The 23,713-nt window shown below is 45.2% G+C and carries 25 protein-coding genes; 8 read left to right on the top strand and 17 right to left on the bottom strand.

The window, feature by feature from the left end:
- Window positions 1-58: 58 nt before the first annotated feature.
- Genes GSY63_RS01880 through GSY63_RS01860 form a run of 5 tightly spaced genes read right to left on the bottom strand, consistent with a single transcriptional unit; the run spans window position 59 to window position 4,540 of the window.
- Window positions 59-649, bottom strand: a complete 591-nt coding sequence (locus GSY63_RS01880; protein ID WP_166584125.1) for a hypothetical protein — start codon at window positions 647-649, stop codon at window positions 59-61.
- A 51-nt stretch (window positions 650-700) separates the two neighbouring features.
- The gene (locus GSY63_RS01875) at window positions 701-2,674 is read right to left on the bottom strand and encodes a DUF4365 domain-containing protein (protein ID WP_166584124.1); all 1,974 of its coding nucleotides are present in this window, start codon (window positions 2,672-2,674) and stop codon (window positions 701-703) included.
- 28 nt (window positions 2,675-2,702) lie between these two features.
- Entirely contained in the window at window positions 2,703-3,212 is a 510-nt protein-coding gene (locus tag GSY63_RS01870; protein ID WP_166584123.1) for a hypothetical protein, read from the bottom strand.
- A 28-nt stretch (window positions 3,213-3,240) separates the two neighbouring features.
- Window positions 3,241-4,050, bottom strand: coding sequence for an SOS response-associated peptidase (locus GSY63_RS01865; RefSeq protein WP_166584122.1), 810 nt, complete (start codon window positions 4,048-4,050; stop codon window positions 3,241-3,243).
- Window position 4,051: 1 nt separating this feature from the next.
- The gene (locus GSY63_RS01860) at window positions 4,052-4,540 is read right to left on the bottom strand and encodes a hypothetical protein (protein ID WP_166584121.1); all 489 of its coding nucleotides are present in this window, start codon (window positions 4,538-4,540) and stop codon (window positions 4,052-4,054) included.
- A 146-nt stretch (window positions 4,541-4,686) separates the two neighbouring features.
- Here GSY63_RS01860 and dinB point away from each other — a divergent pair, with 146 nt between their 5' ends.
- Genes dinB through GSY63_RS01835 form a run of 5 tightly spaced genes read left to right on the top strand, consistent with a single transcriptional unit; the run spans window position 4,687 to window position 10,089 of the window.
- Window positions 4,687-5,844, top strand: a complete 1,158-nt coding sequence (dinB, locus tag GSY63_RS01855) for a DNA polymerase IV (protein WP_166584120.1) — start codon at window positions 4,687-4,689, stop codon at window positions 5,842-5,844.
- 8 nt (window positions 5,845-5,852) lie between these two features.
- Window positions 5,853-8,801, top strand: a complete 2,949-nt coding sequence (gene dnaE, locus GSY63_RS01850; protein WP_166584119.1) for a DNA polymerase III subunit alpha — start codon at window positions 5,853-5,855, stop codon at window positions 8,799-8,801.
- Window positions 8,802-8,832: 31 nt separating this feature from the next.
- A complete protein-coding gene (locus GSY63_RS01845) occupies window positions 8,833-9,066 on the top strand; it encodes a hypothetical protein (RefSeq protein ID WP_166584118.1) in 234 nt (77 codons plus the stop codon).
- An 18-nt stretch (window positions 9,067-9,084) separates the two neighbouring features.
- Complete coding sequence (locus GSY63_RS01840; protein WP_166584117.1) at window positions 9,085-9,597, top strand: hypothetical protein; 513 nt, start codon at window positions 9,085-9,087, stop codon at window positions 9,595-9,597.
- Window positions 9,598-9,648: 51 nt separating this feature from the next.
- Window positions 9,649-10,089 (top strand): hypothetical protein, encoded by a 441-nt coding sequence (locus GSY63_RS01835; RefSeq protein WP_166584116.1) that lies wholly within the window; start codon window positions 9,649-9,651, stop codon window positions 10,087-10,089.
- Here the strand turns inward: GSY63_RS01835 and GSY63_RS01830 are convergent, their stop codons facing one another.
- Complete coding sequence (locus GSY63_RS01830; RefSeq protein ID WP_166584115.1) at window positions 10,090-11,316, bottom strand: hypothetical protein; 1,227 nt, start codon at window positions 11,314-11,316, stop codon at window positions 10,090-10,092.
- Window positions 11,317-11,371: 55 nt separating this feature from the next.
- Between GSY63_RS01830 and GSY63_RS01825 the strand changes: the two genes are divergently transcribed.
- A complete protein-coding gene (locus GSY63_RS01825; RefSeq protein WP_166584114.1) occupies window positions 11,372-12,829 on the top strand; it encodes a hypothetical protein in 1,458 nt (485 codons plus the stop codon).
- A 76-nt stretch (window positions 12,830-12,905) separates the two neighbouring features.
- On the top strand, window positions 12,906-13,196 hold the full coding sequence (locus GSY63_RS01820; protein ID WP_166584113.1) for a hypothetical protein: 291 nt from the start codon (window positions 12,906-12,908) through the stop codon (window positions 13,194-13,196).
- Here GSY63_RS01820 and GSY63_RS01815 read toward each other — a convergent pair.
- Window positions 13,193-14,230: a PD-(D/E)XK nuclease family protein gene (locus GSY63_RS01815; RefSeq protein WP_166584112.1), complete on the bottom strand. Its 1,038-nt coding sequence runs from the start codon at window positions 14,228-14,230 to the stop codon at window positions 13,193-13,195. The two genes, GSY63_RS01820 and GSY63_RS01815, sit on opposite strands and share 4 nt — an antisense overlap.
- 38 nt (window positions 14,231-14,268) lie before the next feature.
- Here GSY63_RS01815 and GSY63_RS01810 point away from each other — a divergent pair, with 38 nt between their 5' ends.
- Window positions 14,269-15,018, top strand: a complete 750-nt coding sequence (locus tag GSY63_RS01810) for a hypothetical protein (protein ID WP_166584111.1) — start codon at window positions 14,269-14,271, stop codon at window positions 15,016-15,018.
- Here GSY63_RS01810 and GSY63_RS01805 read toward each other — a convergent pair.
- The 10 genes from GSY63_RS01805 to GSY63_RS01760 all read right to left on the bottom strand — a co-directional run bounded on the left by GSY63_RS01805 (window position 15,011) and on the right by GSY63_RS01760 (window position 23,694).
- Window positions 15,011-16,120 carry a hypothetical protein gene (locus GSY63_RS01805; protein ID WP_166584110.1) on the bottom strand — a complete coding sequence of 370 codons (1,110 nt, stop codon included), beginning with the start codon at window positions 16,118-16,120 and terminating at the stop codon, window positions 15,011-15,013. The genes GSY63_RS01810 and GSY63_RS01805 overlap by 8 nt on opposite strands.
- A gap of 81 nt (window positions 16,121-16,201) precedes the next feature.
- Window positions 16,202-17,359 (bottom strand): hypothetical protein, encoded by a 1,158-nt coding sequence (locus GSY63_RS01800; RefSeq protein WP_166584109.1) that lies wholly within the window; start codon window positions 17,357-17,359, stop codon window positions 16,202-16,204.
- A 24-nt stretch (window positions 17,360-17,383) separates the two neighbouring features.
- Entirely contained in the window at window positions 17,384-18,412 is a 1,029-nt protein-coding gene (locus tag GSY63_RS01795) for a hypothetical protein (RefSeq protein WP_166584108.1), read from the bottom strand.
- 4 nt (window positions 18,413-18,416) lie between these two features.
- Complete coding sequence (locus GSY63_RS01790) at window positions 18,417-19,520, bottom strand: conjugative transposon protein TraM (protein ID WP_243749129.1); 1,104 nt, start codon at window positions 19,518-19,520, stop codon at window positions 18,417-18,419.
- 5 nt (window positions 19,521-19,525) lie between these two features.
- Entirely contained in the window at window positions 19,526-19,864 is a 339-nt protein-coding gene (locus tag GSY63_RS01785; protein WP_166584107.1) for a hypothetical protein, read from the bottom strand.
- Between the two features lies 1 nt (window position 19,865).
- Entirely contained in the window at window positions 19,866-20,486 is a 621-nt protein-coding gene (gene traK, locus GSY63_RS01780; RefSeq protein ID WP_166584106.1) for a conjugative transposon protein TraK, read from the bottom strand.
- Window positions 20,487-20,509: 23 nt separating this feature from the next.
- On the bottom strand, window positions 20,510-21,697 hold the full coding sequence (gene traJ / locus GSY63_RS01775; RefSeq protein WP_166584105.1) for a conjugative transposon protein TraJ: 1,188 nt from the start codon (window positions 21,695-21,697) through the stop codon (window positions 20,510-20,512).
- 10 nt (window positions 21,698-21,707) lie between these two features.
- Window positions 21,708-22,349, bottom strand: coding sequence for a TerB family tellurite resistance protein (locus GSY63_RS01770; protein WP_166584104.1), 642 nt, complete (start codon window positions 22,347-22,349; stop codon window positions 21,708-21,710).
- A gap of 12 nt (window positions 22,350-22,361) precedes the next feature.
- Window positions 22,362-23,048: a hypothetical protein gene (locus GSY63_RS01765; protein ID WP_166584103.1), complete on the bottom strand. Its 687-nt coding sequence runs from the start codon at window positions 23,046-23,048 to the stop codon at window positions 22,362-22,364.
- Window positions 23,011-23,694: a conjugal transfer protein TraI gene (locus GSY63_RS01760; RefSeq protein ID WP_166584102.1), complete on the bottom strand. Its 684-nt coding sequence runs from the start codon at window positions 23,692-23,694 to the stop codon at window positions 23,011-23,013. Before GSY63_RS01760 ends, GSY63_RS01765 begins: the two co-directional genes overlap by 38 nt.
- Between the last annotated feature and the right edge of the window lie 19 nt (window positions 23,695-23,713).

Raw genomic sequence — 23,713 nt, 5'->3', positions numbered from 1 at the left:
GAAGGCGACGTCCCCATGACGATGTTTGACAAATTCCTAACCTGTTAACAATGATTAATCATTCCGGAAATTTTTCGAGCAGCGCATTGATGAGATTTTGAGGCACATCCAATCCGGCAGCAACAAAGTCTTCTGCTTGAATCAATGGAATGATAGGTTGTATGGTCCTCAATTTTTTTACGGCTTCTGTATCAATTTCTTTAAGTGACTGATAGCGCATATAAGCCGTAAAGTACTTTTCATCTTTCAGCATGGCATTGTTACAAAAATCATAATCCGCTGTTTCTCGCTCTGTAACACGTTTGGCGAAATACGTAGCCATGCCTTCTTCCAAATAATTTACACGATTGACGTCATTTTCATCGGTGTCCTGAGGAACAGGTGACAGCAGGTGTACAACTTCATGAGACAATTGAAAAATGCCGTCTTTCCTATCATTTATTGCCCCAACACCATACAGGTCGACTTTATAATACTCTTCTCCCGAAAAAGGGTCTTTATCAAACATGTACATTCTCGGCGGATGATTATGATAGCCGATGCCAATGAATATATAATCGTTTTTGGGACCAAAAAGCTCTTCAGCCTCTGCAAGGAAAATAGGTAGTAATTGTTCGTAGGCCTGCATATTTTCTTCCTGAATGCTCATAATACAAAGATAATTAATCCTTGCAGCAGGAGGTATTGTTTTACAATGATGCTATAATCCCCATGACTTTAGCTGCGTCTCTACATTTTGAACAGGGAGCGAAACAATGCCTGTAGCATTATTCCGAATGATAAACTTTACCGGTTGATGGTATTCTGCTTCATAAAGCGGATGCAGCGGGGCCCGTTTGATCTCATAACCATCGGTATTTGCGCGATAAAACGTCCGGTACCCTTTCAGCTCGTCTAATACGTAGCGCACACATGGATGCGGTAAGTTCATAGCCTGACAAAATCCCTTAGCCATGTTAAGGAGCTGCTCATCATCTAAGTCTTTAGTAATACTCATAGGCCGCTCCTCATGCTGCTTATTTTCGGTAGCCAACTTTTTAATGAACCCCGGCACGACTAACTCATAAGAATACAGCTCCCAATGCTGTTCCATGTCAGACTTGACTTTCATTAAAAACTCAAGATCAAAATCATCTTTGTAATGATGGACCTCCCTGGAAACAGTTAATAATTCAATACCGTAATATAAACTTCGGTAGGCCGGTTCGAAAAAGTTAAGATCTCTGAATAAATCCGCTGCCTGAAGGCTCAACGTCACAGTATTGAGGAACATTTCCTTGTTATGAAATTTGATGTCATTCAGTACAGGCATCTGGGAAATGACATCGATCTCCTGGGTTAACACATAACTGGACCTTACCAGGATTGTATAGGCTTGCAGTAATTTATCACCGGTGTCCTGACCGACCTTAAACAGCCGCTCAAGTTCACTGAAAAGTTCCTGCTGTAAATTGGCCAGCATGGTCGATTCCTTTACGAGTTCAGCAGACCGGTTTTTTACACCCATGCTGCGTTGTATCGCCAATTGATTGAGTTGTTTAAGGCGATAATATGCGATGAAGGAAGCCAGGTTCTCTGTATTCCAAACCTCCAGCATCTGTTTCCCCTGCGGATCAACGTCCAAAGTTTGGATACGCTGATAGGCAGACCTGATGCGCTCATAAATACCGGCGGGCAGCTGATGATAAAATTTCGGCATGAGCAACTCGTGCAGGATAATATTCAAGTCAAGCACGATCTGATTTTGCGGAGATTGCACTTTTTGCCGCTCTTCTTTCAGTTCAGTTACAAATTCTTTAATATCAATTTCGCCAAGGCCGAACCTGTTTTTCAACTCGGTGAACCGAAGCAGGTGGGCATGCTCATCGGTAATAAGCGATCTGCGTTTTAATTTTTGAATGAGGTGCTGAGATTCGTACCGCGCTCCGACTTCACCATTTACGATCGCCGCCATGATCAGCAATTCAGGATGGCGTTCCAAAGTAGCATGGGGTACGACCCTGATCATGTCATAGAGCAGGGGTACGTCATGCGCCCGCATCAAGCCAAATCCGTATTTAAGCAAAAGATCCTTTACCTTTTCAGGATTGTGCACATCAAATTCGTCATCCTGGCTCGCGATCACCGGAAAATCATAGCGGGGACCTTGTGATCTTAAGATAAACGAAGCTGTTGTAAAGTTTTTCGCGAACCATTGATGGACGGTTTTAACGCTAACTGCATTCAGAACGTTAGTAACCGGCATATGGATATTTACTTTTTCGTTTTCATGCCATGCTTCTGAACCGCGTTCCACAGTTAGCCGTTTGTATACCGCTTGCGCAAAATCATAATAAGCAATATCTGCAGCATCATCAAAGATGACAATTAAGCCATCGCCTACAGGTCGATTAAGCAAATAATTTAAACGGGAGGTTTTAAAGGCATAAGAAATAAAGAGGCCTTCGTCGACGACAGCAATTTTTTCCACACTTTTAAGCTGTATACCAAAACGCCAGTTATAAGCATTGGTATCATCAACGATCAGTTCGACATCATAATCGCAACCTTTATCCGGGTTTTCCTTTCGGGATATAAAACCGTTGGCCTGGCTAAATAATCTTTCCAGCACGTTTTCAGAGCGTTCACTATTAATGGACGCCTGATCGACCTGAGGAAAATTTTTGAATGCCATGATTAGGCTAATTTACTGAAATAGTAATTTAAGTCCATAAGCTTTCCCGCCAGGCAATCACACTTTCCAGGATAGCCGATAGTTCCCACTTGCTATCAAGTAGTTCCAGGCCCTGAAACATTGCAGATTGATCAAGGTAAATAACGTCCGTGAAATTTAAGCCTAATTCATTTAAGACCTCAGCGGTACCTTTATGCGGATGCCCTTCATCTTTATGTTTAGCATAATTTGCCAGGGCTATGATCAACTCGATATCAGTTTTACTAAAGCCGGTTAGCGGCTTCCCTTTTTTATAATAACCCGTTTTTTTAGTGGTGTCGCCGTCAAAATCTTTAATACTGCCGTTAATATAATTTTGAAAGGCGATAAATGCCAAACCATAAATAGGCTCACTTTCCTCAAGGAACCAATCACCATCATACCAATGGATTTCCTCCGTCTGAGCATGTAGCACATCGATTGTTTGCTGTAAACCCATGATCGTCACATTTAATGACGCCCGTCTAAAATCAAAGCGTCTCCAACTTGTGTTGCTCATCCTTCGACCCTGCTTAATGAATTATCAACTAAAACAGAGAAGATTGTACGCCATCGTCACTCTCTTTCTCCTGACCGTAGACAGGTAACTTTTTACCCCAATCGTAGTAGGCGTTCGGCACAATACCTTCCGGCTTTGGTTTACGGCTGCGAATGGAATAAACCGGATGATGCGCTATAGCGTCAGATGGCATTTCGAAATGAAAAAACTCCTCCATGTCATCATCGCCAAGGTCATCCAATACCCACGCCTGTTCCATTTCCGGGGTAAGAAACAATGGCATCCGGTGCTTATTATCGCCGGAATTGTGTATCCATCTCATTTTTTCATTCGCGCCCCGCGTGATCATGGTGAAGGTGGCGATATTGTACAGATCGCCGGTATATTGATCTACCTCCTGACTGACCTGGTATAGGGCGGGTACGTAAAATTGTTTGCGGCCTTCCAGGCTGATATGATAGGGGATTTTATTTCTGAAGCCAGCCACTTCGCGGTGCTCGTAGATACCTGTCGTCGGGATTAAACAGCGATTCTGCCTTATGCGGTACCAATACGATTTTTTGTCGCCGACAATTCTTTCCGAGCGTGCATTAACCATATTGGAACGCTGCGACTGGCGTTCGCGAGGATCATCGATCCACGTGTTGATCACCCCCCAGCCCATATTAGCCAGGGCCAGCGCTTTCCGGTTAACCACGATGGGGTAGGTTGGCAATATCTCGCAGGTCACATGAACCATGTCCGTTGGATAGTGCGCGGGATTGGGGGCCAACTGAATCCCTTTGAAATCCTGAGTAACAATCTGTATTTCTGAATGGAAACTGATATCCCTGCACATACTATTTGATCATATCGTAAAATAATGCGGTATGGCTATTTTCACCCGATGTGATCTCAGCTTTCAACCGGCCGTACTCTGCAAATATACGTACATCATAATGATCTTCTTTTTTCATCCTGATATAGTGAATATAAGCAGAAACGTTCTTCACAAAGGCCTTCTGCAACCTTTTCTCATGCTTAGCATCTATCGTGCCATTGTAGAAGACCGTCAGGCCCGATTCGTTTTTCAAAAGCTTGCTGATCGCCTGATACTGGTTCAGATCCAGCAGGTCTTGCAATTTACCTTCGTTAGGTCGCAATTGCTGTTCATGAAAGCGCGCTTCCGGTTCATTAGCATAGGCTGACAAAAGAAAGGTCTTTTGGGGAGGCTGACCAGGCCATTGAAACCGCTGGATTACCACATAACGCTTGCCTGTACCCAGTAATTTTTTCAGGGTATCGTCCTTGATGCGCAGGAAAGGATTATAAAACAAGCTATCAGCCATTTAGCCCAGTCTCCAAAAATATTTTCAAATATAAACAAAATGCTAATATTTTTAGTATTAGTTTTGTTGTCCGCTTTCCGAACAAAAGAAAGCAATTTTTAATATGGTTGAACTTTAAACATTTTATATCGAATCAAAGCATACATATGAGCACCGACCGCCAGATCATCCACATGGACCAGGATGCGTTTTTCGTATCCGTAGAGGTCCGGAAAAATCCACAGTTAGTAGGTAAACCGGTCATTATCGGTAGCCTTTCCGACCGTGGAGTGGTAGCGTCGTGCAGTTATGAAGCAAGAAAGTTTGGTATCCATTCTGCCATGCCCGCCCGCATGGCGCGTATGCTCTGCCCGCATGGGATCTGGATCAGGGGCAACATGGATGAATATTCAAAAGCATCGCATGAGATCACCGAAATTTTAAAAGACAACGTGCCGCTTATTGAAAAAGCGAGTATCGATGAGCATTACATCGATATGACCGGTATGGATCGTCATTTCGGTACATTAAAATATGCGAAAGAGTTACGGGCCAAAGTCATGAAAGAAACGGCATTGCCCATTTCTTTCGGCCTGTCTGTAAATAAGACGGTTTCCAAAATGGCGACCAATGAATGCAAGCCTAACGGCGAATTGAACATAGAAAAAGCCGTAGTTCAGCCATTTTTGAATCCTTTATCTATCCGCAAAATTCCCGGCTTAGGTGAAAAAACATTCATTAAGCTGAGTGATATGGGTATTAAACGCATCTATGAACTTTCACAGGTGCACCCGGAATACATGAATAGTATACTGGGTAAAAATGGAATCTGGCTGTTACAGAAAGCCAAGGGTATCGACGAATCACCCATCATTCCCTATCAGGAACAAAAGTCTATTGGTACGCAGAGCACTTTCAAAAATGACAGCATAGACCTCGCGGCGATCAATGACCTCTTAGTTTCTATGGTCATGGAACTGGCTTTTGAGCTGCGTCAAAAGAAAAAGCAAACTGCCTGCGTAACGGTGACGGTGCGATATTCTACACGTGAGGATGTCACCAAACAAGCGACCATACCTTACACGGCATTGGATGGACCGCTTATCAAAAAGACAAAAGAATTATTTAAAGCCGCCTATCAAAAAAGGTTGCTGATCCGCCTCGTCGGTGTCCGTTTGTCTAATCTGGTCAATGGCTTTGAGCAGATCGATCTGTATACCGCTTCAGAAGAGCAATACAGTCTTTGCCAGGCGATGGATAAGATCCGGCGGCGATTCGGCCCAGACTCCATCAAACTTGCATCCGGCATCAATCTTAATCTTTAAAATTTCTCATGTACATTAACGTGCACTCGCAATACAGCCTACGCTACGGCACCATGTCGATCCCGGCATTGGTCGAAGAAGCGGTGGGTTACGGTGTTACGCAAATGGTACTGACGGATATCAACAACTCTACGGGGATCATGGAGTTTATGCGGGAATGCGAGGCCAAACAGGTCAAGCCGATCGCCGGACTGGAATTCAGAAGGGATAAACAGTTACTGTACTTCGGCATCGCGCAGAACAAGGAGGGCATGAAGGAACTAAATGATTTCTTATCGGAACATAATTTGCAAAAGAAGCCCTTGCCGGATGAGGCACCGCCTTTTAAAAACGCATTTATCGTTTACCCTTACCCCAATGAAAAAACTTTATCAGATAACGAATATCTCGGCATTCGCTATGACCAGCTGAACAGCTTGTTTAATGTTGACCTGTCAACCGTTAAGTCGAAGTTACTGGCCCTTCAGCCCGTTGTTGTGGCTGATAAGATCGAGTACCGCCTGCACGAATATCTCAGGGGCATCGATTTGAATGTGGTATTAACTGAAGTAACTGCATCCGACAAATGCCGTCCCAGTGACATGTTTCTGCCGCCGGGTCAGCTGGAAGCAAAATTCTCCCGTTATGCCTTCATCTTGGATAATACGCGGAATCTAATGAACCGCTGCGTGATGGATTATCCTAAAGGCCGGGTAAACCTTAACCGCCGTACTTTTACCGGCAACAAAAAGAATGACCGGGAGCTGCTGGAAAAACTGGCCCTCAGCGGCATGGAATATCGCTACGGCAAGTCAAATAAGGAGGCGCAGAAAAGGATAAGGCACGAATTAAAGGTTATATACGAACTGGACTTTTGCGCCTATTTCCTGATCACCTGGGATATTATCCGTTATTCCAATTCACAAGGGTACTACCATGTTGGCCGAGGTTCAGGTGCCAACAGCATCGTGGCCTATTGCCTGAAGATCACAGATGTAGACCCGATAGAGCTGAATTTATATTTTGAACGGTTCCTCAACGCGCAGCGCACATCGCCGCCGGATTTTGATATTGATTATTCCTGGGATGAACGTGAAGATGTGCAGGATTATATATTTAAACGTTATGGCAGCCAGCATACCGCGCTTTTAGGCACCATGTCAACTTTTAAAGACCGTAGCATTATCCGTGAGATCGGCAAAGTGATGGGTTTACCGAAAGCGGAGATCGACGGGTTTACCGACCAGACCCGCGCAGCAATTAATCAAAATAACGATACATTTCGCAAGATCGTCGCAATCCACGAGCGCATGGCCAATATGCCTAACCAGCGTTCGATCCATGCCGGTGGTGTCTTGATTACCGAGGAGCCGATCACGTATTATACGGCACTCGACCTGCCGCCAAAAGGTATGGCTACCGTGCAATGGGATATGTACGAAGCTGAAAATATCGGTTTTGATAAATATGACATCCTTAGCCAGCGGGGGATCGGCCATATTAAAGTGGCGGTGCAATTAATAGAAGGAAATCAGCAACGCAAGATCGATATTCACCAAGTTAAGACGTTTATGAAAGACCCGGCGATAAACGCCAATCTGAGGGTCGGAAATACCAAAGGCTGTTTTTATATCGAATCTCCCGCTATGATACAGCTAAACCGCAAGCTCGGCTGCGATAGTTACCTCGTGCTGGTTGCGGCCAGTTCTATAATTCGTCCGGGCGTTGCCAGTTCCGGTATGATGGGCGAATACATCAAACGGCACCATAACCCTAAAGACGTAAAGTACCTGCATCCCGTCATGAAAGAGCAATTGGAGGAAACTTATGGCGTGATGGTCTACCAGGAAGATGTGATTAAAATCTGCATTCACTTTGCGGGTATGGATGGCACTGATGCCGACATTCTACGTCGGGGCATGAGTGGCAAATGGCGTTCGGAACAGGAAATGAACCGAATCAAGCAAAGTTTTTTCACTGGCTCCAAAAGACTGGAAAGGCCGGACGATATCGCTGCCGAAGTTTGGCGTCAGGTCAGTTCTTTTGCCGGGTACAGTTTTTCCAAAGCACATTCGGCCAGCTTTGCAGTAGAAAGCTATCAAAGCCTGTATTTAAAAACTTATTTCCCACGGGAATTTATGGTCGCTGTATTAAATAACTATGGCGGCTTCTATCAGGGTAATCGGCTCGTTTATGTTCAGGAACTACAAAGTGCCGGCGGTATCGTACACTTACCCTGCGTCAATAACAGCGACAGTGCCGTAAATATCAGCGGAGTTGACGTTTACTTAGGCTTCATTGGCATTCATGGTTTAAACGGCGTGTATATTGAACTGATCCCCGAAGAACGCAAAACGAACGGGCCTTACCAAAACCTGGAAGATTTCATCAAAAGGACAGCTATCGGTTTAGAGCAGGTCATCATTCTCATTCGTGTCGGCGCGTTGCGCTTTACCGGCAAAAGCAAAAAAGAATTATTGTGGGCTGTTCACTTATTAATGGGTGCAAAAGCTAAACCTAACAATGATGCAGAATTGTTCCAGCTGGAAACAAAAAATTATTCCTTACCCGTCCTGGTCAATACCAGACTGGAAAATGCTTACCATGAACTGGAGTTGCTTGGTTTTCCGCTAAGCATGACCATGTTTGAATTACTGCAAACTGACTATCGGGGTGAAATAGGCGCGAATGATCTCATTAATCATATTGGACAAGTTGTAAGAATGGTCGGCCTTTACGTTTGCGAGAAAACAGTGCACACCAAAAACAGCCAACGAATGTGGTTCGGTAACTTTCTTGACGTTGAAGGCAACGCTTTTGATACTGTACATTTTCCTAATAACACGCCCATGTATCCCTTCCGGGGAGCGGGCTGTTACCTCATATTGGGTAAGGTCGTGGCAGAATTTGGCTTTGCCAGCCTGGAGGTTTTGAAATTTGCTAAACTTCCCATTTTACCTAACCCGGTAATTTCCTGATATACTGATGAGCTCATTAAATTTTTAACATATGGATAGGATAAACATTCAGTGCCTGATTGACGGCCAGCCAACCGAACTTCAATTGGATAAAAAAGCGATGCCGGGCGAGACAGGGCCATGTTTTATGATCACGGCGGGCGGTTGCTTCAAAGGATATATCGCCCAAGAAAAAAGTGGCGATTATCAGCCCTTAGGCGCACTGTATTACACCACCATGGACCTGCAGGTGATCGGCGAAAAACTCCGGGCGCACGCTAAATAATATTTCGTAGTTTGGACTATGCAATATGAAATCGGTAAAACGTATGAGGTGACCTGTGCCGAACTAAGGTGGAAGGGTGACGGCTTACTGTTTTATATACCGGTGTTTGACAATTTGCATGCCGATCCTCAATTTGGTTTCCCACATGAACACTATCACATTGATGGCCGCTTCGAGATTCACCCCAGAATGCGACATTGGTTCAAGGTAAGTGACGGCCATACGCTAACGGTAATTGTTACCCATAACAACGGCAGTTACAACTTCCTTAAACTTGTAAAACGCCGGTTGCTTTTAGAACGCCAAAGTACGGGCTTATTGTTTTCAACCGAACCTCCGGAAGCCGGCTCGGAGAACCTGATAAATTACCATGCCTGGTATCAGTCTTTCGTCGGGCGCTCGTGCAAAGGCAAACGTTGCCCGCATTTTGGTACCGAAATGCTGGAGAGAAATGGAAGATTAGTTTGCCCGATGCATCATTTGACAGCCGACGCTGTAATGCAGGTAATCATTGCCGAAGGAGAGCGGTAAACTTTAGTCAGAATTATTTATGATATTTGCTCATAGCTAACAGATGATACTATGAGTTTCCTGTCTTTCATCATGCGCGCTTTTAAGCTGAAACCATCATGGAATGGAACCCCTGAAATGTTTCTGGCTTTGGTACTGGATATGCAGCACCGGAATAACCCCGTATACTCACTTAGCGAAGTTCTGCAATGGGGTGAGGTGATGCAAAAAGTCATTAATGTAAAACTCGCTCCATTTAAAAACTTTCCCGACCTGTTACAAAACGGCATTCCGGACTATACGCTGGTCCAAAAGATGGGCAACAAACTGGACGAGTTAAATCATCGCCAGGAATTGAAAAAAGCGATTTACGGCGAGCACACGGACCTGGGCGACGATGATATCATGACGAGTAGTGCGGAAGGTGCGGTGTTTGCGCGCAAAATGGTGAAGGACCTTTCCAAATACATCGATTTCCCGGAGGAGGAAAGAAAAAATCTGGATAAGCTCTGATCAGGACGCTTCCGGCAGATAACGGATATTAGGATAAATTTTCTTAATGACCTCAAAGATGTCTTGGTGCGCTACGCGATCACCAAAAGTCATTTTCTGATAGGACACCCCATCAGACTTCAATTCTTTAAACAGTAAAACTACAGCCGCCTTTCCGCGGATCTCTGCATGAATGGCCCGTTTATCAACGTCTCTTTGACGGATAGGAATAGCACGGTTATTGGAAAAGCTACTGAATATCTCTTCAATGGCGATCACGATAACCAGTAACCCATCCTCGAACTTATGATGTTGGCGCAATTTCTCTCTTATCTTTGAAACCAAACGTTTGTTTCCATCTGCTACACTCGTCCTGGTGGCTGCATAAGTATTCGCATGATATCTGTTGGTCTGCAGGTTCGCCTCGATTTTAAACTTAATGTAACCCGGATATTTGCCCAGTTCCCCATCATAAAGACGCTCATAATTCTGGCTGAATACGGGTTCGATCAAAAAAACGTAATCATCTGTCTCTTTTTTAGCCGGATGGAGGATCGTATTTTCCTTAACAGACCGGTAACCATGAATGAAATCTTTAACGCCCTTATGAAAAAGATTTTTGTTTTGCCTTACCACTTCTTCATTTCTCTTCTTAAATGCAAAATAGCCTGAAAATATTTCATCCATCGTCAACGTACGTTTGATCGTAGTGAGGTGAAGTGACCCAATGATATCCGTGGCAAGTCCAAGCAAGGACTCTGTAAAGACATCGTAATACTTGGTTACTTCAATATTATAGGTTTGCCCATGATAATGCACCAGTAAGTCGATCTCCTTTTTATTTCCATCCAGCAAATAATATTGACCTATTTTCGGCTCCAGTCCCCCCGAACGCAAAAGGTAGTTAACCTGAAGTTCAAAAAGCTTTTCGTTAAACCCCTTATAATTGATCTTGCCATTTTTCTGAAACAGCTTTAAAGATTCCTTATCTGGCAAGTTCCGGTAAAACCTTAGGAGTTCCGCTACTTCGTTCAGCAAATAGATCGAGTTAGGTTGCTTATCGAAGAGGATATGTAAAAGCCAGTTGTCATGGCTCTTGGTCAGCGATAATTCAAAGTCATCAGGAGGAATGAAAGCAGCGATCTCATTTCTGATGGCTTCGAGATTCCGAAAATGCGGGTCATTGATCAATGCATTCTTCCATTTGAAGGCTTGCAGTGTCTGATACCATTCATCCAAATAGTTCATTCGATCTTTTAATTCCTTAATTTTAACTTAGGTTTCTGAATACCCGATTTATTAAATGAAGTTAGCCGAAAATATTGATATCGATTTTGATCATGAATTAAAATTTTCTCCATTCCCGTTTAAGGAAGTGATACTGTCAGATACCCATTTTATTGACATTCTTAAACAAGACTATTTGCAAGCGCCCTTGCAGCCAAAACCATATTTGTACCTGCGTGAGTTTTTCACAGATAAAGAATGGGAGCAAGATAGAGCTGAAAGCCATACCCGTACGCGAACCGTCAGCTCCAACAGCCATCCGATCGCTGCTGGCTTTGTAGCAGATACTCCCCTTGAAACCTTGTCCAAACGGCTTACTGAAGAATTCTTCAAAATGGCAGTGGCCAAGACATTAGAACAAAAATATTACGGCCATCGGATTTTAGAAACAACTTTGGCGAAGCTTCTCAAACAGATCGCCGATCAGCTTGACGTATTCAAGCAATACGCCATTGATCATACCGACGTATCTAGTTATCAGGCCTATGCCCGGGCAGCGTCCAAAAGCATAGTGAAAGAGCTTGATAAAATTCATGACTTGAAATTCCGGACCGCCCTGCTTGAAGTAATGCTTGCAGCTGACATTGACACAGAACTGACGATTTTGATGGTTGTCAAAAAGCTATCAGAACCTGAAAAAAATTCGGTCAGAAAAAGATTTATCATACTTAAGGCTTATGCGGATGAAATTTTCCAGGAAACTAAAGACCAATTGTTAAGCTTGGGAGAGGATGATCGTTTAGCAAAAGAAGAAATTGCTACCTCCACTCAAGTGATTGACCGGGGACACGGTTATTACGACTGGCATGATCGTTTTTTTTCTTATGATCTTAATAATTATCAATTCTCTGAAAGGACCGCTCCGGGCAATATTAAAAAGCAGTTTCGGCTCAGGCAAATTGTTCTGGAAACGAAATTTCTACATGCTTTCAAATCGGCTACTGCCGATGCACTTAAGGCGTTATTAGATGAGCAATTTGAACTTACCCCGGCAAGAAAAGAAGACTTTTTGAATTACGTAGAGATTATCGGAAATGCAAATCTTAAAAGTTCCTTTCAGGGAGCCAGTATCAAAAAAGCAGACGTGTTCCGAGTCTGGATGAAAGACAAGCGCGGGCTGCTTCCCGAAAGCCAATTGCAAAAGCACGCTGAAAAAGATACGGGCAGTCTTTTTTTGGACCCTTTAAGAACTTCGCAATTCCTTGAAATTTTAAAAAAGGTTGAACCGCCTATTTTAAATGAGCAAGGTCACTACCGCTTGGGGGAACGAAGTAAAAGCGCCATCGTTGCCTGGTTTGATATTTTAGACCGCGCAGGAAAGATTCGTACGGGCTTGACCGCGGGCAAAAAGACTGAACTGATTAATCAGCTAATACCTGATTTAAATATTGATAAAAGATCGTTTGGGAACACGCATAAACGGGCGTTCAAGGATTATCATCATCAATTAGAGACATTGATCAAAAAGCTTTAATGTCTTTACTTTCCTTAGTTTCATTGTGTACAATAAGGAAAATAGCATATCGCAACTTGCATGAAAATAAGAAGTTATGCAAGAGATCAAGCCTGTGGAGAGAAAACGGTCTAAAGACTCCAATGAGTTATTGAGAACATTTTCGGCATTTTTTAAAGAGCCGTCAACAATGCGGATGGTAGAGGTACAAACAGGCATTTTGAGGCCAAATATCTGTCGCTACGTCGCGCGACTGCAAAAGTCTGGAAAGATCAAACTCATTAAGTTTGGCCATTGCCCATATACAAAACACATTGCGGGTTTTTACAGTACAAATCCAGCATTTGAAGGTAAAGCGCAGATAGGTCTGCAATATGGCCTCTTCTAAGCAATCGTATGGTTTTCATTCGGCAATAAGCTTTTGAGGAAATTTTTGTAATGCCGTAAGCGAGAAATTACGGCAACAGGGTCGATATTTTGTTTCGGGTCACCAAGCCAGTCTGCGGCGTTAACAACGGCAGTGGTCATGTAATCTCCAACACCGAAACGGTTTGGCCGATGAATAGCATCTTCATTTTGCCTTTGTGCTGCTTTGCGAACGATTTCATACCAGCGATTTCTCAACTCGGATTTACTAAGTTCGGTATCTATCTCGGCATCGATATAAGATATCTTAAAACATAATTTCCCTTGTTCGATCTGTAAATATACAGGAAACCCATTCCAATAGTCCCAGTTCAAAACAGCATTCCAAAAACTGGCACCGCTGGGCGGATTAACCAGGTTCCAATCTATGATACCCAAATTTTTTTCAAGATATTGATAAAACCCGATCCAGCAGGCATCGTCCCATTGGCCAAGCTGCGTAGTCTCAAAAGCATCATGCGCCATCTGCAACTGGTGTAACCTGACCCTAAAATCGGTTAGAATATCACTTCCGCTTGACGGATATTGATCCAGAATAGCAATAAAATCTTTTCGGTCAAATGTCGCAAAACCATCTTTTTTGATCAGGTTAAGACTTTTTTGCGACTCGCTTCCTGTTTTTAAATAAACGCAGCATAATTTTGCGCCAAACTTTTTACACCACCGTTCGCCGGATAAGTGGTAACGTTCCAATTGCCCTTCTCTTTTTTTCGTAAAAGTTTTATCTTCAATAACGATGAGATATTTCACCGTTGCTGTTTCTACTTCAACGTAAACATCAATATTTTCCCACTGCCGGCCGCAGCGAACCTTTAACAAAGGTTCGTCAGTGACCGGATAACGTTTAGCGAGTAATGCCTTTACAAAAGTTATTCCAAGGCGATGTAAAGTTTCATCGTAGCTTGCGTTTTTCGGGTCCGCCCATTGAACAAGCCACGCAATGAATGCGTCCTGATGTAATTCTTTTGTCGCGATGCTAAAAAGGTTCGGTTTCAATTTATAATTTTAGGTTCCGCTAAATTAACTATTATCATATGAAATTATACAGGGGAGACTGTTTATGCAATACCGGTACTTTACCTGGCCGCTTTCGCCTTGATGGAATAAGAAGTAAAACTTTCGGTGTTGGTGACCCAGCATATATTAAGCGCGAAGGGTTAATATCGGCAATTCAAAAACATGTTCGTCCTGATCGTTCTATCCCCAGCGACGTGCGCTACTACGATACGACAGACTTTATCTCCTTTTCAGAGGATAAAAATCGAGCGATCTATTGGCTTTCGGAACGAGGCCGATTGAATTTGAAGCCGACCGCTGACAATTACATGGAGACACGTTATCTTTTCACACTGAACATCGACATGAGCAAGGTATTAGATCTTAATGATGGAATTTATCTCTATCGGTACGCATGTAATTCCGCCATAAAGGAATCGAATGCTCCAGATATAATGAGCCGATTGGAAGCTCAACTGGTTAGAAATGCTGGTTGCGAGATCTGTAATAACGGTGCGACATCGCATTCTTTGATTTTGGTTAATAGCGAACGATACCTGATCAAACACAATTCCGATCATGCCTTAGATGGAGCTGTTCAGTTTGCCCGTAACGATAAGGAATGGCTGATCCTTCCAGCCGATCCGATGTCGCCTGATTTCTTTCACGCCAGAATTCCTCGTAGCGATATATGGAGTGTTGCATTATTTACTGATGGAACTGATCGGGACCCTTTTCTTTATAGGTCTCTGGGGCAAATAGGTGATGAACACGGTGACTTCATTTAGAGAACTGGTCCTCAAACCATTCCTGGATTAGTGTTTGAGATTTAAAAAATAAGAGAGCGAAGCCGACCAATGATTTAAATGGTACGTTTTCAATACGTAATAAATGAGTACGGTAACTCGCATTGCTCGTGACCTGACCGTGAGCTAAATTTTCCGTTAATCGTTTTTTACCATTGTCGTCCTCATATACATTGATCGCAAGGTCCAAATGATTTAATATCGCATCATTGGCATTCGTTCCCTGTTTATCATCGGTGTCTAAATGAATACATCGACCGAAAACCATATTATTATGATCCATCCCAGTTAATTCCTCCAGCATCATGGACAAATTTCCATTATTATCACGCTTAGCGATCACTTCCAGCCGATTTATGTTCTTGACTTTATATTCCCATAGCGCTTGGGGATTATCTGGATATTCGTCCTCTCCTAATTGATAGGCCGCCCCTTCTTTATCCCTGTTGTGAATGTTTAAGGTTTTCCACCAATTCGGATTTGCGGGCATGAGTATGGATTCAAACAGTCGGCCTTGAGGTTGTTTGTCAAATACTTTATAGGGTTTCAAACGGATAAACAATGGATTATCCGGGAAGGTCGCCTTTATCCAACCTAACTCTGAAGGATTTAAGCAATAATCAATCAAAAAGTAATGGTCTTTATATTTAATAATCTCCGTATCGCCTATTTGATCAACAGCTGATAGGTCGATCAATTCATTATCATAATTACCAGAGTCCTTCCTCCGGATATGCTCGGCCAGACTGGGCTCGGCCTGAAAGATCGGCTGGGTTAAGCTATAGGTTTCACAACGTTGGCGATATTCTAACTTGATCACCTGTTCGGTCAGTTCAAAACAGATCACAAAACAGGTCTCTCTTTTTACACCCTCATATGCTTTAAAATAACCCATCGATATATAACCGCTGGCACGGTTCAGTTCGGTGACGCCTAAAAAGTCTTGCCTGAAACTGATGAGTTTGTCAATCTTATCATGATCATTATTGATCAGGTCACTAATGAATTGCTCTGGCGATATTCCGGTTTCATTGATGGTTTGGGCAAAACCTGTTAAGGCATCGTAGTATTCTTCTATTTCCATTTCGTTAAGTAACTGTTATGCGAAGTTAAAAATAGACCCATAAATTAAAAAAAGGCGGGAAGATAATCCCGCCTTTTTTACTTAAACTGTCATTTTCCGCTTACGCGACTGCTGCTTTTTTTCAGGCAGGCCCTCCTTCTGCTGCCGGGTCTGTTTTTGGGTAGTACTGGTCTTTTGCGATGCCTGTAGTAATTCTTCGCGTTTGATGCGCTTCATTTTGTCATCGTACAGGTCAATGGTTTTAAATTGCGGGCTGGCGGAAACAAAATATTTGGTATCCTCCTTTCCGTTAATAACCGTGATCTGCTGGGCATTCCCTTTGCGGATGGATTTTAACAAGCTTTCCTTGCTTTCGGCATTGTCCATTTCTTTAATGCCTTTCCCGGTCAAAACCTGCTCCAGGTCGAAGCCGTAATTTTCATTGAACCTCTTGATCTCCTTACTGCCGTTTTGGGTTAGATTTTCCGGGTCGAGCTGTAACCAGGCATGGTACTTTTCACCCTCTTTATTGAACAACTGTTTATGTACGGCACGGCCTTCCATCAGGTTGAATGCCTCTTTGGCGGTAATGCCGTTTCCTTTATTGATATAAAAGGTTTGGTTAACTTCCTGGTCTTTCCCCTTGTGCAGCGCCGCGTCATACTTGTTGAAGAAATACATGCCTTCGTTTTCACCGGCTTTAAAATACAATTGATAGTCTACCGGCTTCTGGTTGAATTCGTGTTTAGCATTCAGTACGAACTCGGGGGTTCCCTTACTGATCTGTTGCTCCAGCTCTTTGTTTACCTTATCGCCGAAGCCAAGGTTCAGCAGGCTTTTTTTCAGAAATTCTAAATTTTGTGTGTTCATAACATTTGATTTTAATTCATGGATATATTGTTCTGTTTCGGGTTTGCTTAGAGGCATAAAGGGGTCATGGCCGTTTCGTACCGATAGGCTAAGCGTCAAAAGTTCCAGTGCCATTGGCGCTGGGACATCCGGCCGGAGATATTGCATCACCTGGTTATTCTGTTTTCCGGGAATGTTCAACGAAGCATCGATGCAATAGAGTTGGTAACCATGTGCCTTATCCCATTGATACGACAAGGTGAACTCGGCTCCATCCTGTTTGGAATAGATATCATGGAGTTGTTTATCGCTGTAAACCATTCCGCGCAATTCATCCAGGTTTGCCGGGTCGTTGTAGCCAAGTTCCTGTAATTGCGTCTTCAGTTCATAAAAATTGACCGCCTTTTCCATAGTCTGATTGATTGCAATGATTAGTTAATGGACCTTATGCCCGTTCTTTTGGCTCTGCCGTGTAGGTTTCATCACCACGGAGGGTTTCCGGTTTTTTTCCTGTTGCTGCGCTTTTTGGCTGAGCTGTTCCGCACTGACCGGCTTCATTTTGGCATCGAAGATTTTGAGGCTGCCATTCGCAGGATCGGCCTGCACGAAAATGTTCTGGAACTGTCCGTTCTGCTTCCAGTGTGTCGGCACACATTGGCCGTTTTCCAGATATTGGGTCAGTTCCTCCTTATTGCGGGTGATGTTCGGCAGGGCTGCCAATGTCGTAGCGATATCAAAACCATGGTCCGGCGAATAATGCTGAACGCCCTGATTGCCTACCTCCACCCAGCGTGTATTTTCATGGCCGGTAGCGTCCGTGTAATGCTGTTTCAGCGCGCGCCCTTCCAGCAAACTGAGCACCTGATCCGCTTTAAGGCCCGGCCAGTCCGGTAATTCAAAGGAATGATAACGTTCCGCTTTACCATTTTCCACCAAAGTGCCCTCCAATTTTCCCAATTGAAAATTGCCGTAAACATCCTTGTCGAAATGCAGGTCGAGATTTAGCCGCTTGTCCGCCGTTAACTGGCAATCCAGCGGTAAGCATACCTGCCGGTGATCCGGGTCTAAATGCTGCTCCAGCTTTCCGGCAACTGAACTCAGCCCACGTTCACGCAATTGTTGTTTTAGCGTTTCCATGTTGGCCGCGCGCTGCCGGCCCTGCTGTTCCAGGTAAGCTGGTCCGTCGAAAATGCGATCTTTTAACCGGAGCAGGATGCGCTGCAAGAAATTTGGATAAAGCTGCTTTTCCAGCCTGTTCAACTGGTTCTCCAACAGCCTGAGAAAAGGCTTTTCATCCGGCCTTGCCGTATGGCGCAGGCGATGCCCGGCCTGTCGCAGGTGTTCCAGTTGCAGGGCCAGCATAGCCCGCTCATCGGTCGTTCCCGATTTCAGCAACGGCTGCAACTCATTTTTTTTATCCTCCCAGCCTTTAAAGGCAAGGAGCACTCTGTTCACTGGTTTCATACGCTTAAAATTTATTGACCTTTAAAAGCACGGGGTATTCATCTTTTAGCTTGACTTTGATCTTACGAACTTTCTTACTGAAAAGGCCTTTAGCGGCGTTGATCCCACCGGCGGCCGCTTGCGCTCCCAGGCTGGCATCCATACTCATGATCTGCATGCTTTGTACTGCATTATCAGCTCCCGTTCCGGCAGCGCCGCCAAGATCAGCTTCCGGTGCCGGAATGCCCGGCATGCCGTCCAGTGCAAAAACCGTCAGGTTGACCGGGATGATCTTTTTATCCAGCCGGATATTTTCTATGGTTAGCAACAGGCGTTGATTGGTCACCTGGCAGGCCCCGTAGATCAGCTGGCCTTTAGGCAGCCTCTCCCCGCGCAGGCGGATGGAATCTGTGAGCTTCAGCCGTACTGTGCCGCCGTTCAATACTTTTTGACGCCCGTCGATCATGGCGGGTATCGCTTTAAATGCGCTGTCCCTTTCTTTTTTTACAGCAGGCTTGCTGACAGAGCCTGGATTTTGTATCGCTTGGATTTTTGTCAGCATAGCGTTCAACTGTTCCATTTCAGGGTCTTTCGCTGACGATGAGTTCATGGCTTTCATCATCCGGTTGAGTTTTTTGACCGAACGGCTATCATCTGCATTTTCATAGGGCGTAGCAGGCTGGCTGATCTGGCGGTTGATGGCGGCCAGCTTCGCGCTGATGCGGTCCGACTGGATATCTGCTGTACTGCGCTTCAGATCAGGGCCGGCCGGGTTGTCCTTACTGACCGCGGCACTGTCCACGCTGGCAGGATCAAAACCCATCTGCTGCATAAACTCGCTGCCTGCGCCTTCACTCTTTTTCGCGCTGTCTTTGGCTGCACTTTGGTAGATATCCATCTTATTGCTGGCTTCGCGGGTTTTGAATTGTGCGGACGGCAGGGCCATATTGATGCCTTTTTGCTGGCTCACTTGGTTATTGTCCGGTTTACCGCTGCCGCCACCGAGTGCCCAAAAGGCCATGGTCATAAACGGCAGGATCAGTAGAGGTATCACCAGGTAGAATTTTCTCTTTTTCCTGAACTCAGGATTCAGCGGTGTCTGGCCGCTGGTTTCATTGATAGTTTCCATAGTATTTATTTTTGATGATTTAATGAATCTGTTTTCTGTCTATCCTGAGGCTTGGGCGGACCGGCGGAGCTTTGCCCGATATGGGTAGGTAATGCCGGATCATGTATACGCGGTAAAGTGGTGCTGCGGCTGGTAAGTATAACACTGCAAACCAGTGCGAACAAGGCCAAACCGCAGCAAAGCCAGAACCACCGGAGCTGTGTGTTTTTGGATTGACGGTTAACGCTTTCATTTAGCCGCGCTGAAGTACGGCGCTGCCACTTCAGGATACTGCCCGCGATCACACCGGCCATACGGTCGGTCGCCTCATTGTTTTTGCTTGTTTTTCGTTTCAGGAAGCACATATCAATTATTGATTATCGTTGTATCCCGGTTGGCCAGTACTTCCCAATGCTGGATCAGAAAGCCATGCGGGTTATTATCGGATTGTTCTGCCAGGTCCCTGATCTCGCCTTGCGTAACCAGCTTACGGTAAACCGTTCCGCTGGAACGAACCAGTTTTTCCGTCGCATAACAGGTAAAATTATACGGCCATTGATTGCCGTTGAGCCGGGTGCTGTCCACGTGGATCTCCTGTGAGATATTGGCTGAGATCAGGTTATTGTAGTAGCCTGCCTCCCTGAGATTATCGTATTCCCTTTTGGCAGATTCATCGGCCAGGTACAAAGCTTTGTTCACATTGGCCTGGATCGCTTTGTCATCCGGGCTGAGATCAAAGAAGTACTCATGAAAGGTGCGGATATGGTCCCGCAGCTCGACCGGTAAATTGGACTTCCTGTCGGAAGCCGAAGCTTCCAGCAGTTTGCCATTGTAAAGGATGTGAACGCGGTTTTGCGCTGCATTGACGACTTGCGTGGTCTTGTAGATACAAAAGCCCATTGTTAGCACATTGCCGATGATCAGGAACAGGCTGAATTGCCTGATATGCTTAAAGGCGGTTTCGATATTTTTTAAATGACTAAACATAACTTTCGATTTTAGGGTGATTATTAAGAAGATAGTTTTTGTGTCTGGTACTGGTCCTTATTTCCGGCAGTGCCGTTGTAGCCGGACATGAAATCCCTGGGCGCATTGATCAGGTTAGCGCCGCCCTGCTCCGCGCGGCCGCCGATCATCCCGCCCGTTTGCACAGCCGTGTTGCTGGTACTGACCACCATGGTATTCACCTTTTGCAGCAGACCGTGCCCGCCACCTGCATTCACGATATAATTGGCGACGCTTGGCACTGTGAAATAACCGATAATGCCGATCAGCAGAAAGATGAGGTAAGCAGTGTCGGTTGCGCTGAAGAAGGTATCTCCGGAATTTTGGACCTGACCGATATCGATCTGCAGCATGTTCTCCTGCACCTTTCCAATGATCGCCCCGAAAATATTAGCCACCGGTAGCCATAGAAAGACGTTAATGTATTTGGCCAGCCAGGAGGTCAACACATGCTGGAAACCGTCAAATACGGATATGCCGAGCACCAGCGGCCCGAGAATGGCCAGTACGATCAGGTAAAAGGTCCGGATGGTGTTGATACATAACGCGGCCGCTTCATAACAGACTTGTAAGATCTCGGACATCCATTCCTTGACGGTGTTCCGGAAATTGTAGGAAGCCTTGGCCATAGCAAACTTCATATCATTGCCAATACTCGCCAGCATACCTTCACCGTCCCCCGTCTGGTCATCGGGATGCGTGTATTTGTACCATTTTTCTCGGTCGCCATCCCCGTCAGCGCCATGGTACATTTGCCAGGCATCTGTTTTTTCTACAGCGGCTTCCTTCGCTTGCAGCAGCCGGGCGATCGCCGCGTCGGAGTTCTGTACCATGCTGCCGGTAGCACTGACCGTGGGCTGCATAATGCCGTTGATGAGCCCGATCACAGCGGGGAAGAGGATAATCGCCAGCCCTATGCCGAATGGTCGCATCAGCGGATAAAAATCCAGTGGCTCCGCATTGGCGATCTGCCGGTAGACCCTTGCCGCGATATACCACAGCGCGCCAAATCCGGCAATGCCTTGGCCTACACCTACCAGGTTACTGCACATACCCAGCATATCATTATAAACACCATCGAGTACGCTTTGCAGCCCGTGAATGTCATTAGCCAGCCCCTCAGCATGGGAAATTAAGGGCAAAAAGGTTCCAGTTACCGCCATCAGGGCGGTTGTCATCAATAATTTTTTCATGATTTTTGCTTTATTGGATTCCGTAAAGTCGGTTGAGCGTCCGGGTATCTCCGCTCTCTTTGGATCGTTGCAGGGAGATGGCCATGCCCTGGTTATTGAAGCTTCGGAGGAACTGGAGCCGGTCTGAACTTCCCGTGTAAATGCGGTCTATAGCCCTGATGCGGTCGGCATCCGACATGCGCAGCTTACCGGCCATCAGGATATCGGCCAACTCACCGGCATCGTTTAGCGTTTGGCTGACCAGCCGGGCGTAAACGTCGCTGATATAACTCAGTTCACCGACCGAAAAGCTACCGCTTTGCCTAAACAGGGCCTGTTTGCGTTTATATTCACTGACCAGGCTGGCTTGCAGCGAAAGGATGTCCGCGATGCGTGCATAGTTTTTGACCGATGGGCTAACGGCTAATAAGCCGTTCAAATAGGTTTCATGCAGGCTAAAGTTGCCTTTGGCTAAGGAGGATATACTGCCATAACCCTGCTGGTAGATCTGGTACCCGGTTTTCATATCCGACAGGATACTTTTCATTTGGGTCAGTTTCTCAATATTCAGCAATAATTGCTGCATTTCCTGCACCTGGGCAAAGCATCGTCCCGGTTCGATCATTCCGACCATGAGAGTGATTCCCCCTAATATCCAAACTTTGACTTTCATGACGTTTCCTTTCTATTTTATCCCATAGGTTTTACCCAGGAATTGATTGTCTGTTTGTTGTTGTAACCGCTGGGCGGCATAACTTTTGGCTTGAGCGCTGAACCCGCCCGCGAACCGGTAGTTCGACTGCATTTCGGAATGCAGCCGCTGGATCAGCTTCAGCCGGTCGGCATCGCTCATTTCCATTTTTCCATCACTCACCACATTCTGCAACGTATTGATGAGCTGTTCGCAGTCAGTCAGTAGCGTTCGCCGTACACTGCCCAAATATTGTATCTCTCCGCTGTTCAACCCGTTGATCCGGCTCCAGTTGTTAGAAATTTTGATTATGTCGGCCTGCCATTGGATGATCTCCTTAACATCGCTGTTGTTGGCTACTACCGGGTTCACTCTTTTCAGTTCCGTGTAATAGCTGCCGTGCAGCCCGTTCTCCGCTAATAAGGAACCGGAAATGGTACCCAAACCGCCTTTAGCGATAGCATAGCCTTTCCTTAGGTAGCCGGAGTATACCTGCAAGGCTTCGATTTGCTGCAGCAGGTACTTCTTTTGCGTGCTTTTTTGCTTAAACCATTCCGCAAAGGTCTGACCCTTTATCTGCGCAGTTGTCAGCAAGCACCCTGTCAGGATAATGACCCTGATCCATCCCCTGTACACTATGTTATTATTGCAGGCCATAAAGTTGCTTCGTTGTTTTAACATCACCCGAAGCCTTACTACGCTGGAGGCTTAGCATTTGGTTTTCAGCATTAAAGCGGGTCAGGTCGCTATAGTTCTCATCCAGCCGGTCCGCTGCCTTGTTGATCAGTTCCAGCCTTTGCTCATCACTCATTTGGGTTTTTCCACTGCTCACCACGTTCATCACGTCATCCAGGTTCCTTTCACTTGCCGACAGGATACCGGTATAAACGGAGGTCATCTGCTGTAGCTCGGCCGTGCTGAAATGCGTATCCTGCCTAAAAAGGTTCCAGGCCTGATGATATTTATTTACCAGCGCTACCTGCCTTGCGGCAACATCCTTGATCCGCTGATAATAAGCAATGGTAGCTTTAATCTTCCAAAGTTCGTCATAATAGGTACCGAACAGTTGTTTCTGATCTTCCGTCCAGCCGGAAATCTCAGAGAGTCGAAGTTTGGATAACTCGTTCTCGATCGCTTTCTGTGCATTTTGTAACCAGATCGTTTGGTTCTGCATCCGCTGTACCTTCAGGTCGATGGCTTTGATAACTTTAGTGACCGTTAGTTTGATCACCTCTCCGATCACGAATTGCGCTTTGGCCGGTTCCGGCCTGCTGACCGCGAGCATGAACAACATCAGTACAACACTTATTTTCAAATACGCTTTCATTTTTTCCCTCCTTTCAATT

The sequence above is a fragment of the Mucilaginibacter agri genome, assembly GCF_009928685.1.
Lineage (GTDB): Bacteria > Bacteroidota > Bacteroidia > Sphingobacteriales > Sphingobacteriaceae > Mucilaginibacter > Mucilaginibacter agri.
This window is presented reverse-complemented; position numbering and strand designations above follow the sequence as displayed.

Excerpts from the sequence above, each read along its gene's own strand:
- GSY63_RS01830 (WP_166584115.1), bottom strand. The coding sequence starts at position 11,316 with ATGAACTATTTGGATGAATGGTATCAGACACTGCAAGCCTTCAAATGG.
- GSY63_RS01870 (WP_166584123.1), bottom strand. The coding sequence starts at position 3,212 with ATGAGCAACACAAGTTGGAGACGCTTTGATTTTAGACGGGCGTCATTA.
- GSY63_RS01795 (WP_166584108.1), bottom strand. The coding sequence starts at position 18,412 with ATGAAACCAGTGAACAGAGTGCTCCTTGCCTTTAAAGGCTGGGAGGAT.
- GSY63_RS01790 (WP_243749129.1), bottom strand. The coding sequence starts at position 19,520 with ATGGAAACTATCAATGAAACCAGCGGCCAGACACCGCTGAATCCTGAG.
- GSY63_RS01785 (WP_166584107.1), bottom strand. The coding sequence starts at position 19,864 with ATGTGCTTCCTGAAACGAAAAACAAGCAAAAACAATGAGGCGACCGAC.
- traK (WP_166584106.1), bottom strand. The coding sequence starts at position 20,486 with ATGTTTAGTCATTTAAAAAATATCGAAACCGCCTTTAAGCATATCAGG.
- GSY63_RS01810 (WP_166584111.1), top strand. The coding sequence starts at position 14,269 with ATGAAATTATACAGGGGAGACTGTTTATGCAATACCGGTACTTTACCT.
- GSY63_RS01800 (WP_166584109.1), bottom strand. The coding sequence starts at position 17,359 with ATGGAAAAGGCGGTCAATTTTTATGAACTGAAGACGCAATTACAGGAA.
- traJ (WP_166584105.1), bottom strand. The coding sequence starts at position 21,697 with ATGAAAAAATTATTGATGACAACCGCCCTGATGGCGGTAACTGGAACC.
- GSY63_RS01865 (WP_166584122.1), bottom strand. The coding sequence starts at position 4,050 with ATGTGCAGGGATATCAGTTTCCATTCAGAAATACAGATTGTTACTCAG.
- GSY63_RS01825 (WP_166584114.1), top strand. The coding sequence starts at position 11,372 with ATGAAGTTAGCCGAAAATATTGATATCGATTTTGATCATGAATTAAAA.
- GSY63_RS01805 (WP_166584110.1), bottom strand. The coding sequence starts at position 16,120 with ATGGAAATAGAAGAATACTACGATGCCTTAACAGGTTTTGCCCAAACC.
- GSY63_RS01760 (WP_166584102.1), bottom strand. The coding sequence starts at position 23,694 with ATGAAAGCGTATTTGAAAATAAGTGTTGTACTGATGTTGTTCATGCTC.
- dinB (WP_166584120.1), top strand. The coding sequence starts at position 4,687 with ATGAGCACCGACCGCCAGATCATCCACATGGACCAGGATGCGTTTTTC.
- GSY63_RS01820 (WP_166584113.1), top strand. The coding sequence starts at position 12,906 with ATGCAAGAGATCAAGCCTGTGGAGAGAAAACGGTCTAAAGACTCCAAT.
- GSY63_RS01840 (WP_166584117.1), top strand. The coding sequence starts at position 9,085 with ATGCAATATGAAATCGGTAAAACGTATGAGGTGACCTGTGCCGAACTA.
- GSY63_RS01770 (WP_166584104.1), bottom strand. The coding sequence starts at position 22,349 with ATGAAAGTCAAAGTTTGGATATTAGGGGGAATCACTCTCATGGTCGGA.
- dnaE (WP_166584119.1), top strand. The coding sequence starts at position 5,853 with ATGTACATTAACGTGCACTCGCAATACAGCCTACGCTACGGCACCATG.
- GSY63_RS01845 (WP_166584118.1), top strand. The coding sequence starts at position 8,833 with ATGGATAGGATAAACATTCAGTGCCTGATTGACGGCCAGCCAACCGAA.
- GSY63_RS01880 (WP_166584125.1), bottom strand. The coding sequence starts at position 649 with ATGAGCATTCAGGAAGAAAATATGCAGGCCTACGAACAATTACTACCT.
- GSY63_RS01835 (WP_166584116.1), top strand. The coding sequence starts at position 9,649 with ATGAGTTTCCTGTCTTTCATCATGCGCGCTTTTAAGCTGAAACCATCA.
- GSY63_RS01765 (WP_166584103.1), bottom strand. The coding sequence starts at position 23,048 with ATGTTAAAACAACGAAGCAACTTTATGGCCTGCAATAATAACATAGTG.
- GSY63_RS01875 (WP_166584124.1), bottom strand. The coding sequence starts at position 2,674 with ATGGCATTCAAAAATTTTCCTCAGGTCGATCAGGCGTCCATTAATAGT.
- GSY63_RS01860 (WP_166584121.1), bottom strand. The coding sequence starts at position 4,540 with ATGGCTGATAGCTTGTTTTATAATCCTTTCCTGCGCATCAAGGACGAT.